This window comes from Hydrogenophaga sp. (assembly GCF_036675665.1).
GTDB lineage: Bacteria > Pseudomonadota > Gammaproteobacteria > Burkholderiales > Burkholderiaceae_C > Hydrogenophaga.
In genome coordinates this window covers 23,898-35,057 of record NZ_JAKFEO010000017.1, presented here as the reverse complement: position 1 = coordinate 35,057, position 11,160 = coordinate 23,898, and the positions used below count along the sequence as shown (strand labels likewise).

At 65.5% G+C, this 11,160-nt stretch carries 13 protein-coding genes and 3 tRNA genes; 2 read left to right on the top strand and 14 right to left on the bottom strand.

Going from position 1 to position 11,160, the window contains the following annotated elements; genetic code table 11:
- From V6M63_RS09045 to trpE, 11 genes are all read right to left on the bottom strand, one after another.
- Nucleotides 1-120: GTP-binding protein (locus tag V6M63_RS09045; protein WP_253194645.1), on the bottom strand; the 120-nt coding region annotated here is incomplete at its 3' end.
- 67 nt (nt 121-187) lie between these two features.
- Nucleotides 188-262 (bottom strand) — tRNA-Thr (locus V6M63_RS09040).
- A 58-nt stretch (nt 263-320) separates the two neighbouring features.
- Nucleotides 321-394: transfer RNA gene (locus tag V6M63_RS09035), tRNA-Gly, on the bottom strand.
- Nucleotides 395-492: 98 nt separating this feature from the next.
- Nucleotides 493-578 (bottom strand) — tRNA-Tyr (locus tag V6M63_RS09030).
- A 66-nt stretch (nt 579-644) separates the two neighbouring features.
- Nucleotides 645-1,307, bottom strand: coding sequence for a uracil-DNA glycosylase (locus tag V6M63_RS09025; protein ID WP_332741257.1), 663 nt, complete (start codon nt 1,305-1,307; stop codon nt 645-647).
- A 10-nt stretch (nt 1,308-1,317) separates the two neighbouring features.
- Nucleotides 1,318-2,118 carry an indole-3-glycerol phosphate synthase TrpC gene (trpC, locus tag V6M63_RS09020; RefSeq protein ID WP_332741256.1) on the bottom strand — a complete coding sequence of 267 codons (801 nt, stop codon included), beginning with the start codon at nt 2,116-2,118 and terminating at the stop codon, nt 1,318-1,320.
- Between the two features lie 13 nt (nt 2,119-2,131).
- A complete protein-coding gene (trpD, locus tag V6M63_RS09015) occupies nt 2,132-3,184 on the bottom strand; it encodes an anthranilate phosphoribosyltransferase (protein ID WP_332741255.1) in 1,053 nt (350 codons plus the stop codon).
- Between the two features lie 17 nt (nt 3,185-3,201).
- A complete protein-coding gene (locus tag V6M63_RS09010) occupies nt 3,202-3,840 on the bottom strand; it encodes a LysE family translocator (RefSeq protein ID WP_332741254.1) in 639 nt (212 codons plus the stop codon).
- 12 nt (nt 3,841-3,852) lie between these two features.
- Complete coding sequence (ltaE, locus tag V6M63_RS09005; protein ID WP_332741253.1) at nt 3,853-4,920, bottom strand: low-specificity L-threonine aldolase; 1,068 nt, start codon at nt 4,918-4,920, stop codon at nt 3,853-3,855.
- On the bottom strand, nt 4,917-5,516 hold the full coding sequence (locus V6M63_RS09000) for an anthranilate synthase component II (RefSeq protein ID WP_332741252.1): 600 nt from the start codon (nt 5,514-5,516) through the stop codon (nt 4,917-4,919). Before V6M63_RS09000 ends, ltaE begins: the two co-directional genes overlap by 4 nt.
- The gene (trpE, locus tag V6M63_RS08995; RefSeq protein WP_332741251.1) at nt 5,513-7,012 is read right to left on the bottom strand and encodes an anthranilate synthase component I; all 1,500 of its coding nucleotides are present in this window, start codon (nt 7,010-7,012) and stop codon (nt 5,513-5,515) included. The genes V6M63_RS09000 and trpE overlap by 4 nt, the downstream gene beginning before the upstream one ends.
- A 399-nt stretch (nt 7,013-7,411) precedes the next feature.
- Here trpE and V6M63_RS08990 point away from each other — a divergent pair, with 399 nt between their 5' ends.
- Entirely contained in the window at nt 7,412-8,020 is a 609-nt protein-coding gene (locus V6M63_RS08990) for a chalcone isomerase family protein (protein WP_332741250.1), read from the top strand.
- Between the two features lie 6 nt (nt 8,021-8,026).
- Here the strand turns inward: V6M63_RS08990 and gph are convergent, their stop codons facing one another.
- The 3 genes from gph to rpe are packed head-to-tail and all read right to left on the bottom strand — an operon-like array spanning nt 8,027 to nt 10,673.
- Complete coding sequence (gene gph, locus V6M63_RS08985) at nt 8,027-8,710, bottom strand: phosphoglycolate phosphatase (RefSeq protein WP_332741249.1); 684 nt, start codon at nt 8,708-8,710, stop codon at nt 8,027-8,029.
- Entirely contained in the window at nt 8,710-9,987 is a 1,278-nt protein-coding gene (locus tag V6M63_RS08980; protein WP_332741248.1) for a putative sugar O-methyltransferase, read from the bottom strand. The genes gph and V6M63_RS08980 overlap by 1 nt, the downstream gene beginning before the upstream one ends.
- On the bottom strand, nt 9,984-10,673 hold the full coding sequence (gene rpe, locus V6M63_RS08975) for a ribulose-phosphate 3-epimerase (protein ID WP_332741247.1): 690 nt from the start codon (nt 10,671-10,673) through the stop codon (nt 9,984-9,986). The genes V6M63_RS08980 and rpe overlap by 4 nt, the downstream gene beginning before the upstream one ends.
- An 89-nt stretch (nt 10,674-10,762) precedes the next feature.
- On the opposite strand from rpe, the gene apaG reads away from it, so the two are divergent.
- On the top strand, nt 10,763-11,158 hold the full coding sequence (apaG, locus tag V6M63_RS08970; RefSeq protein WP_332741246.1) for a Co2+/Mg2+ efflux protein ApaG: 396 nt from the start codon (nt 10,763-10,765) through the stop codon (nt 11,156-11,158).
- Nucleotides 11,159-11,160 lie beyond the last annotated feature (2 nt).

The window sequence follows — 11,160 nt, the reverse complement described above, 5'->3', positions numbered from 1 at the left end:
AAACTTGGCCGCCAGCACCGTCGTGATCGCCGCCGTCAGCGTCGTCTTGCCGTGGTCAACGTGTCCAATCGTGCCCACGTTCACGTGCGGCTTGGTCCGCTCAAATTTCTCTTTTGCCATTTTTCAGCTCCAAATCAAAACTGCCGAAACAACCAAAAAAACCTGCGAGTACAGATCTGCAAACAACTGGTGCCCTTGGCGGGAATCGGACCCGCGACCTCTCCCTTACCAAGGGAGTGCTCTACCACTGAGCCACAAGGGCCAAGGAAGTCGGCAAGCCGACCATCCCGGAACATTCAAAACCGACCATCGACAGGACATGGAGCGGGAGACGGGAATCGAACCCGCGTCATCAGCTTGGAAGGCTGGGGTTCTACCATTGAACTACTCCCGCCAATTCGCCCCACATTTCGCCCCATCCGCCCGAATCCACCCACAGGGCCTGATTCGTCGGACGCAAGTCCCGTCGCCTACAAGTCACACATCGATCGCTGGTGGAGGAGGCTGGATTCGAACCAGCGTACGCGTAAGCGGGCAGATTTACAGTCTGCTGCCTTTAACCACTCGGCCACCCCTCCATAGCGCAGCCCGCGATTATGCCATGGTTTTTGACGGGCGTGCCAGCCTCGCTGCAAGCCCACCAATCACCAGGAGATGGTCGGGAATCCCTGGCTGGCCAACCAGGCATTCGCCTGGCTGAAATGACCACAGCCGATGAACGGCAGGGGGCCACGGCGGGCCGACAGGGGTGATGGGTGGTTGGCGAACAGCAGCAGGTGCCTCCCGGCATCGATCAGGGCTGCCTTCTTCTGGGCATGTGCACCCCAGAGCAGGAATACCTTGGGCTGGCCGGTGGCGCTGCAGCGCTCAATGACGCGGTCGGTGAACGACTCCCAGCCTCGCTTGGCATGGCTGGCGGGCTGGCCGTCTTCCACCGTCAGGCAGGTATTGAGCAGCAACACGCCCTGCCGAGCCCAACGCACCAACGAGCCGTCGCTCGGCTGCGGCAGGCCCAGATCGCGCTGCAGTTCCTGGAAGATGTTGCGCAGGCTGGGCGGCGGCTTCACGCCAGGCGCCACCGAGAACGCCAGCCCTTCGGCCTGCCCGGCTCCGTGGTATGGATCTTGGCCCAGCAGAACCACCCGCACCTCTTCCGGTGCGGTGAGTTGCAGCGCCCGCAGGGGCTCGGGAGGGTAGACGGCGGCACCCTGGGCGCGTCGAGCCGCCAGGAAAGACCTCAGCGCCGACCCTTCGGTCGACGACCAGAAATCGGCCGTCAGGTCTGCCCAAGCTTGCGCATCCCGCATGGCCGGGCGCTCAGGCGAAGAGTTCGGCCAGCGCGAGGCCCGGCTCGGGCGCGCGCATGAAGGCCTCGCCGACCAGGAAGGCGTGCACGCCAGCCGCGCGCATGGCCTGCACATCGCCCCGACCCAGGATGCCGGACTCGGTGATCAGCAGCCGGTCGGCCGGCACATCGACCATGAGGTCCAGCGTGGTCTGCAGCGTCACCTCGAAGGTGCGCAGGTTGCGGTTGTTGACGCCGACCAGCGGCGTCTTGAGTTTGAGCGCGCGCTTCAGCTCGGCGCGATCGTGCACCTCCACCAGCACGGCCATGTTCAAACCCAGCGCCAGCGCTTCGAGGTCGGCCATCTGGGCATCGTCCAGGCAGGCCGCGATGAGCAGGATGGCGTCCGCACCCATGGCCCGGGCCTCGTAGATCTGGTAGGGGTCGACCATGAAGTCCTTGCGCAGCACCGGCAGGTCGCAGCTGGCTCGGGCCTGCTTCAGGAAATCGGGGCTGCCCTGGAAGAATTGCCGGTCGGTGAGCACCGACAGGCAGGCCGCGCTCACCTGGCCATCGCCCTCGGCATAACTTTGCGCGATGTCGGCCGGGATGAAGTCTTCGCGCAGCACGCCTTTGCTCGGGCTGGCCTTCTTCACTTCGGCGATCACCGCGGCCTGGCCGGCGGCGATCTTGCGGCGCAGCGCGCCTTCGAAGTCGCGCGTGAGCACGCGGCTCTCGGCATCGAAGCGCACCACGTCGAGCGGCTTCTTGCGCTGGGCGGTGGCGATTTCCTCGTGCTTGACGGCCACGATCTTCTGCAGGATGTCGCTCATGGGGTGTTCCGGGTCAGGCCGCGAAGGCCTTGAGTTGTTCGAGTTTGGCCAAGGCTGCGCCGGATGCGAGCGTGCGCCGCGCCAGCGCGATGCCCGCGCCCATGTCGGGCACCACGTTGGCCGCGTACAGCGCCACGCCGGCGTTGAGCGCCACGATCTCGCTGGCGGCCTTGAAGGTCGGGTCGTCCCGGCCTTCGAGCACGCCCATCAGCATCTGGCGCGAGGCCTCGGGCGTTTCCACGCGCAGCGCCCGGCTGCTGGCCATGGTCATGCCGAAGTCCTCGGGATGAATCTCGTATTCGGTGATCTCGCCGTCCTTGAGTTCGCCCACCAGCGTGGCCGCGCCGAGCGAGACCTCGTCCATGCCGTCACGGCCGTACACCACCACGGCGTGTTCGGCGCCCAGGCGCTGCAGCGCGCGCACCTGGATGCCCACCAGGTCGGGATGGAACACACCCATGAGGATGTTGGGCGCGGAGGCTGGGTTGGTCAATGGACCCAGGATGTTGAAGATGGTCTTGATGCCGAGCTCGCGCCGCACCGGGGCCACGTTCTTCATGGCCGGGTGGTGGTTGGGCGCGAACATGAAGCCCACGCCGACCTGCTCGATGCAGCGCGCGATGGCTTCGGGGGAAAGGTTGATGTCGATACCCAGACTCTCCAGCACGTCGGCGCTGCCGCTCTTGCTCGAGACACTGCGCCCACCGTGTTTGCTCACGCGCGCACCGGCTGCGGCGGCCACAAACATCGAACAGGTGGAAATGTTGAAGGTGTGCGAGCCGTCGCCGCCGGTGCCCACGATGTCGACCAGGTTCGTCTTGTCGGCCACATGCACCTTGGTGGAGAACTCGCGCATCACCTGCGCGGCGGCGGTGATTTCGCCGATGGTTTCCTTTTTCACGCGCAGGCCGGTGATGAAGGCCGCCATCATGACCTGCGACATCTCGCCGCTCATGATCAGGCGCATGAGGTGCAGCATCTCATCGTGGAAGATCTCGCGGTGTTCGATGGTGCGCTGCAGGGCTTCCTGCGGGGTGATCTTGTGCGCGGCGGCGGTGTGCGGCATGGTGTCTCCGTGTCTTTTTACTGGGCGGGATTGTCGGTCATGGCCAGCTTCAGGCCGAAGCCGACGAAGAGCAGGCCGGCGGCGCGGTCCATCCAGTGCATGGCGCGCTGCACCACCTGCACGCGGCGCGCGGCCCAGGCGGCGAGCCAGGCATAGCCGAAGTTGATCGGCAGCGAGTTGAGGTTGAAGACCAGCCCCAGCAGCAGGAAGACCAGCGCCTTGTTCGGTGCCTCGGGTGCGATGAACTGTGGCACGAAGGCCAGGAAGAACAGCGCGACCTTGGGGTTGAGCACGTTGGTGAGAAAACCGCGTCGGTACACGCGCCAGAGGTTCACCTCGGTTGTGCCCGCGCCCAGATCCAGTGGCGTGGCCTTCGAGAACAGCAGCCGCACACCCATCCAGAGCAGGTAGGCCGCGCCGATCCACTTGAGCACGGTGAACGCGGTGGCCGACGTGGCCAGCAGCGCACTCACGCCGATGGCCGCGGCGAACACGTGCACGAAACAGCCGCTGACGATGCCCAGCGCGGCCACGATGCCGGCACGCACGCCGCTTCTGAGCGCGTTGGTCACGATGTAGAGCACGTCCGGGCCGGGCGTGAGGTTGAGCAGCCAGCCGGCCGCGATGAAGAGCAGGAGTTGCGGCAGCTCGGGCATGGCGACCTCCGGTCAGTAGACGGCCGTGCCGGCCGCCCGCGCGGCGGACGCATCACCGCCCTGGGCAAAGAAGGTCTTGACGCTGGTGATCGCGCGGTCGATGCCGGCCGCGTCGACGTCGAGATGGGTCACGAAGCGCAGGCCGATCAGGCCGGTGGCGAGCACCCCGTCGCGCGCCAGGTGCGCCAGCAGGTCCGGGCCGCGCCCGCTCGCCACATCGACGAACACGATGTTGGTCTGCGCGGAGCGCACGGACAGGCCATCGATGCCGGCCAGCCCCTGCGCCAGGCGTTGCGCGAGCGCGTGGTCATCGGCCAGGCGGCGCACGTGGTGGTCCAGCGCGTGGTGCGCCGCGGCCGCGAGCAGGCCCGACTGGCGCAAGCCGCCGCCGAGTATCTTGCGCCAGCGCAGCGCACGGCGAATGAGATCTTTCGAGCCGCACAGCGCCGAACCCACCGGCGCGCCGAGGCCCTTGCTGAAGCACACCGACACGCTGTCGAAGCGGTCGACGATGCCGCGCACGGCGGTGTACGGATCACCGCCGGCGGCCACCGCCGCGTTGAACACGCGCGCGCCGTCCAGGTGCACCGCCAGGCCGTGCTCGCGCGCCAGACCCGTGGCTTGGGCCAGGTAGTCGGCCGGCATGGGATGGCCGTTCCAGGTGTTTTCCAGGCACAGCAGGCGCGTGCGCGCGAAGTGCGGGTCATCGGGCTTGATCGCCGCGGCGATGTCGGCCAGCTGCATCTGCCCGCTGGCGTTCTGGGCCAGCGGTTGCGGCTGGATGCTGCCCAGCACGGCGGCGCCACCGCCTTCGTAGCGGTAGGTGTGCGCGTTCTGGCCCACGATGTACTCGTCGCCGCGCTCGCAGTGCGCCAGCATCGCGCAGAGGTTGCTCTGCGTGCCGCTGGGCATGAAGAGTGCGGCCTCTTTGCCGGTGATGGCGGCGACACGCTCCTGCAGCGCCTGCACCGAGGGGTCGTCGCCGAAGACGTCGTCGCCCAGCGGTGCGGCCATCATGGCCTCGCGCATGGCGACCGTCGGTTGCGTGACGGTGTCGCTTCTCAGGTCAACGGTTTTCATGTTTGTTCCAGAAAATTCCTGAGCATCGCGTGCCCATGTTCGGTGAGGATGCTCTCGGGGTGGAACTGCACGCCTTCGATGGCGAGCGTCTTGTGTTTCACGCCCATGATCTCGCCGTCGTCGGTCCAGGCCGTGACCTCGAGGCAGTCGGGGCAGCTCGCGCGCTCGATGGCCAGCGAGTGGTAGCGGTTCACGGTGAACTGCTCGGGCAGGTTGGCGAACACACCGGCCTGCGTGGTGGTGATCACGCTGGTCTTGCCGTGCATGAGTTCCTGCGCGCGAATGATCTGGCCGCCGAAGGCCGCGCCGATGCTCTGGTGGCCCAGGCAGACGCCAAGGATGGGGAGCTTGCCGGCGAAGTGCCGGATCGCCGCGACCGAGATGCCGGCCTCGGCGGGTGAACACGGGCCGGGTGAAATCACCAGGCGGTCGATCTGCCCGGCGACGAGGCGCTGGTCGATCTCGTCCACCGTGATCTCGTCGTTGCGCACCACGGTCACGTGGGCGCCGAGCTCACCCAGGTACTGCACGATGTTGAAGGTGAACGAGTCGTAGTTGTCCACCATCAGGACTTGAAGCGGTTTGTTCGCGCTCATTCCAGACCCTCCTCGACCAGCTCGGCCGCGCGCAGCAGCGCGCGCGCCTTGTGCTCGGTTTCCCTCCATTCCATCTCGGGCACCGAGTCGGCCACCACGCCGGCCGCGGCCTGCACGTAAAGCGTCTGGTCCTTGATGATGCCGGTGCGGATGGCGATGGCCACGTCCATGTCACCCGCATAGCTGAGGTAACCACACGCGCCGCCGTAGATGCCGCGCTTGGTCGGCTCCAGCTGGTCGATCAGCTCCATCGCATGCACCTTGGGCGCGCCGGTGAGCGTGCCGGCGGGGAAAGTGGCCTTGAGCACGTCCATGCTGGTCATGCCATCCACCAGCATGCCTTCGACGTTGCTCACGATGTGCATCACATGGCTGTAGCGCTCGACCGCAAACGCCTCCGTCACCTTGACCGTGCCGATCTTCGCGATGCGGCCGATGTCGTTGCGCGCCAGATCGATCAGCATCACGTGCTCGGCGCGTTCCTTCGGGTCGGTGATCAGTTCGATTTCGGTCGCCTTGTCCTGCTCGGGCGTGGCGCCGCGCGGGCGGGTGCCGGCCAGCGGGCGGATCGTCACCTTGGTGCCCTCGACCGTGTTCTCCTGGCGCACCAGGATCTCGGGCGAGGCCCCCACCACGTGGAAATCGCCGAAGTGGTAGTAGTACATGTAGGGCGAGGGGTTGAGCGAGCGCAGCGCGCGGTACAGGCTCAGCGGCGACTCGGTGTAGCGCTTCTTGATGCGCTGGCCCACCTGCACCTGCATGAAATCGCCAGCGGCGATCAGCTCCTTCGCGCGGTCCACCGCCTTGAGGTAGTCGGCCTTGGCGAAGTCACGCTCTGCGGGATAGCCCTGGCTGGGCTTGACCACCGGCGCGCTCACCGAGTACTTCAGTGCCTCGCGCAGTTCGCGCAGGCGCTTCTTGCCGTTGGCGTAGGCCTCGGGCTGCGCCGGGTCGGCGTAGACGATCAGGTAGAGCTTGCCCGAGAGGTTGTCGATCACCGCGAGCTCTTCGCACTGCAAGAGCAGGATGTCGGGGCAGCCCAGGGTGTCGGGCGGGCAGGTGTTCTCCAGCTTCTTCTCGATGTGGCGCACCGCGTCGTAACCGAAGTAGCCGGCCAGGCCGCCGCAGAAGCGCGGCAGGCCAGGGCGCAACGCCACCTTGAAGCGCTGCTGGTAGGCGGCGATGAAGTCCAGCGGATTCCCCTGGTTCGTCTCGACCACGGCACCGTCGCGCACCACCTCGGTCTTGGCTTCCTTTCCAAAGCCGGTGGCGCGCAGCAGCGTGCGCGCGGGCAGGCCGATGAAGCTGTAACGCCCGAAACGCTCACCGCCCACCACCGATTCGAGCAGGAAGCTGTGTTTGCCGTCGCCGCGCCCATGCGCGAGCTTGAGGTAGAGCGAGAGCGGGGTTTCGAGGTCCGCGAAGGCCTCGGCCATCAACGGGATGCGGTTGTAGCCCTGCTGGGCCAGGCTCTTGAATTCGAGTTCCGTGATCATGTTCGTTCTTTCCGTCGGCCACGCGTCGGGTCATCGACACATCGGGCGGGGCGCTGGGTTCCATGCCATCCGGTCAGGCTTGCTGCCGGGCTAGGGTGGGGTGAAACAGCGGCGGGCGCCTGGCCCGTTGAACGCTGTGCCAGCCCCGGGGGGAGTGCACGTTTACGCTGGCTTGCGCCAGGGCCAGGCTCCCCGGCCGTTGCGGCTCGGCAGAACACCTGAGGGGGTTGTGCATGGGTTGAACATGGTGGCGGGAGTGTAGCAAAGGCCTTGTGGCGTGTCGTGGGTCACGCGCAGAAGCTTTGGTTTTACGGCTAAACCCTCTGAGCGCGGCTTTGACCCGAGGGGAGAATGGGAAAAATAGAACGACTGTTCTTTTTTAACCGACCCGGGAACCCCATGAAACGCAACTTGCTCTCCCCATCGATCCTGGGGGCGGTCACCCTGTGCACCGCCCTGCTATTGCCTGCACTGGCCCAGGCTGCCACCGTGGACATCAGCGGCGTCAAACTGGAAGACCGGGTGACTGTCGCTGGCCAACCCTTGCTGCTCAACGGCGCGGGCACTCGCTACAAGGCGGTGTTCAAGGTCTACGCCGCCGGGCTCTATCTGGGTCAGAAAGTGGAGACTCCCGAAGCTGTGCTGGCCGCCACCGGCCCCCGGCGCATGTCCATCACCATGCTGCGCGACATCGATTCGGCCGAGCTGGGCAAACTGTTTTCGCGCGGCATGGAGGACAACATGGACCGCGCCGCCTTCTCCAAGCTCATTCCTGGCGTGCTGCGCATGAGCCAGGTGTTCAGCGATCACAAGAAGCTGGTGGCCGGCGACACCTTTCTGATCGACTGGATTCCCGGCACCGGCACGGTGCTCACCATCAAGGGCACTGTGGAGGGGGAGCCCTTCAAGGAGCCCGAGTTCTTCAACGCACTCATGCGCATCTGGCTCGGCCCCAAGCCAGCGGACTGGATGTTGAAAGACGCGCTTCTCGGCAAACCGAAAAAATAGTTCGTCTCAGGCGGTCAGCTCGGCCAACGAGCCGATCAGCCTGTCGTGCGGCGCCAGCGCGATCGGCTCGCCGTGGTTGTACCCATAGGTCACCAGCACCACCGGACACCCGGCCGCGCGCGCCGCGATGCCGTCATTCTGAGAATCGCCCACCATCAGCGTGTTCGCCGGCGGCGTGCCCAGCGCCTCGCAGGTTTTCAGCAAGGGCAGCGGGTCGGGCTTGGTGCGCTCGAAGCTGTCGCCGCCAAACACGTGGGCAAAAAAACCCAGCAAACCCTTGGCTTTCAGCAGTGGCACGGCAAAACCGCGGGGCTTGTTGGTCAGGCAGGCCAACGGCAGTCCGCGGGCGCGCAAAGCCGTGAGGCCCTCGATCACGCCCGGGTACACGGCGCTGTACTGCCCGTTGATGGCGAGGTAGTGCGCCTGGTAACGCCTCCAGGCATCGGCCTGCAGCGCCGTTGCGTCATCCACCCCGAGACCCCCATGCAACAGCGCCGAGCGGATCAGGTGCGCCGAGCCCTTGCCCACCATGCGCTCGATGTCGGCCCGGGTCACGCCCGGCCGACCGAGGTCCTTCAGCGTCTGGTTCAGGGAGACGTCGAAGTCACCCAATGTGTCGACCATCGTTCCGTCAAGGTCCACGATGACGGAACTGATCCCATCGGAGGAACGATTCAAGAACGGCCACATCAGGATTCCTCGTGTTCAGCCATCAGAAGGTTCTCCTGGCACGGATACGTGCTGGCTTTGTTGTACCGGGGCCAACGCGATTCGCAGGTGTAGATCGATCTGTAGCCGCGCAACGGCGGGTAGTCGGTGGACGCAATGCCATACAACGCATCCTTGCGCGGCGTCTTCAGGTTCTCGTGATAGATCCACGTGGGTTTGAGGCGGGACAACTCTGAAAAATAGCGCTCCAGCGTGCTGCGGTTCATCTCGCCAAAGCTGCGTATGTTGATCGCCAGGTCGCAGCGCGGCAATTGCAGGTCCTGTATCGACCAGTTGGGCAACACGCTGATGTCCACCTCACCCGGTGTGCCAGCGTCGGCCGTGTCGACATTGTTGAAACAGACCTGGTGGTCAGGCAGGGCGCGGCTCAGGAACCAGCTCTGGACAATGACGTTTTCCGGCAGGTCGAGCGCGATGTAGCGAACGCCGGGGATCTGCTTGCAGATGTGCCAGGCCAAACCGCCAAAGCCACCGCCAATTTCCAGCACGACCGGGTTGCGCACGCCCGCCAGCAGGTCGCGCACCCGGCATGCCATCTCGTGGTACTCGAAGGCTGGCTCGATCACAAGCCGGCCATCAACGTCGAACCCCCAGGGATCGCCGACCCTGGGTTGGTTGAGTTCGTCCAGGCTGGCGAGGGGCATTTCGCCCCGCCACGTCTCGAACTGGCTGATGAAGCGCGTCTCACGCTTGGTCTTCACCCAGCCTTGTTCCTTGCAAAATTGCTCGTACATGGCGCGGTGTCCCCACAGCCCCGAGATACCGCCGTTGCGAAAGAACTCGTGCAGAAAGGGCCCCAACGCGGCATCGTTGCCCCCCTCCAGTTGCGCCAGCAGCGGTGACCACTCCGCCGCCAAGATCTCCGCCCAGGTGGGCGCGGGGCGATAAGCCTCATCGACCGTGAGCTGCTGGGTCTTCATTTGTTGAAATCCGGCGCCCAGCGCGCGCACCAGCGGCGCAGCGTCGGAGCTCAAGGGCTCTCCAGCGCTCTTTGTCCAACGTCCCCCGACCCTGAGCTCTTGAGCCGTTTTCCCAAGCCCGTTGCTGCCGCCCGAAAACAGCATGCGTTGCAGCATGTCGCTGTTGTTGATCAGATGCCGGCGCAGTTTCCAGGGCACGTAGGTCAGGAAAAGGTTGGCTGCGTTGAGCACAGCGTCTTGCATGGCGGCCATGGAATCCCCCCCTGTCATCGACATCAGTGAACTTCTTGATGGCCGGAGTCCGGCCTTGCCCATCATGCCAGCGCAGCCCGCATCTGATCAATCACCGCCTTGTAGTCCGGTTTGCCGAAGATCGCGCTGCCGGCCACGAAGGTGTCGGCGCCGGCGTCGGCCACGCGGCGGATGTTGTCGGGCTTGATGCCGCCGTCCACTTCCAGGCGGATGTTCTTGCCGCTGGCTTCGATGCGCTTGCGCGCATCCTCGATCTTGCGCAGCGCCGAGTCGATGAAGCTCTGGCCGCCGAAGCCGGGGTTGACGCTCATGATCAGGATCAGATCGATGTCGTCGATCAGCCAGTCCAGCACATCCAGCGACTGGCCAGGGTTGAAGGTGAGGCCGGCCTGGGCACCCTTGGCCTTGATGGCCTGCACGCTGCGGTGCACGTGGGCGCTCGCATCGGGGTGGAAGCTCACCAGGTCGGCGCCGGCGTCGATGAAGGCGCCGGCCAGCGCGTCCACCGGCTGGATCATCAGGTGCACGTCGATCGGCACCGGCGTGCCGTCGGGTTTGATGGCGTGGGGTTTGAGCGCCTGGCAGACCATGGGCCCGAAGGTCAGGTTGGGCACGTAGTGGTTGTCCATGACGTCGAAATGGATCCAGTCGGCGCCCGCGGCAATGACGTTTTTCACTTCTTCGCCCAGGCGGGCAAAGTCGGCGGAGAGGATGGACGGGGCGATGAACGCGGGGCTGGGGTTGTGGGACATGGTCAACCTGTGAGGGATGGGAAGTGGGCGGGCGGGTGCATTTTGGCAGGCATCACGGCGCTGTGCAGGCCCGGGGTAACATGCCGCCCATGCCCAAATACCTGTTCACCTGCGAGGTCGAGCCCCAGTACCTCAGCGAACAGTCTTCGCCCGAGGAAGACCAATACGCCTTCGCCTACACGATCACCATCACCAACACCGGTGAGGCGACCGCGCAGCTGATCGCGCGGCACTGGATCATCGACGACGAACACGGCCACACCGAGCAGGTCAAGGGCCTGGGCGTGGTGGGCCATCAGCCGCTGCTGCGCCCCGGTGAATCGTTTCAATACACCAGCGGCACCCGCCTGAAGACGCCCACGGGCACCATGCGGGGCAGCTTTTTCTGCGTGGCCGAAGACGGCGAACGCTTCGAAGCCGAAGTGCCCGAATTTGCCCTGCGCGCGACCGGCGCTGGCGACACACCGTCGCGAGTGCTGCACTGAGG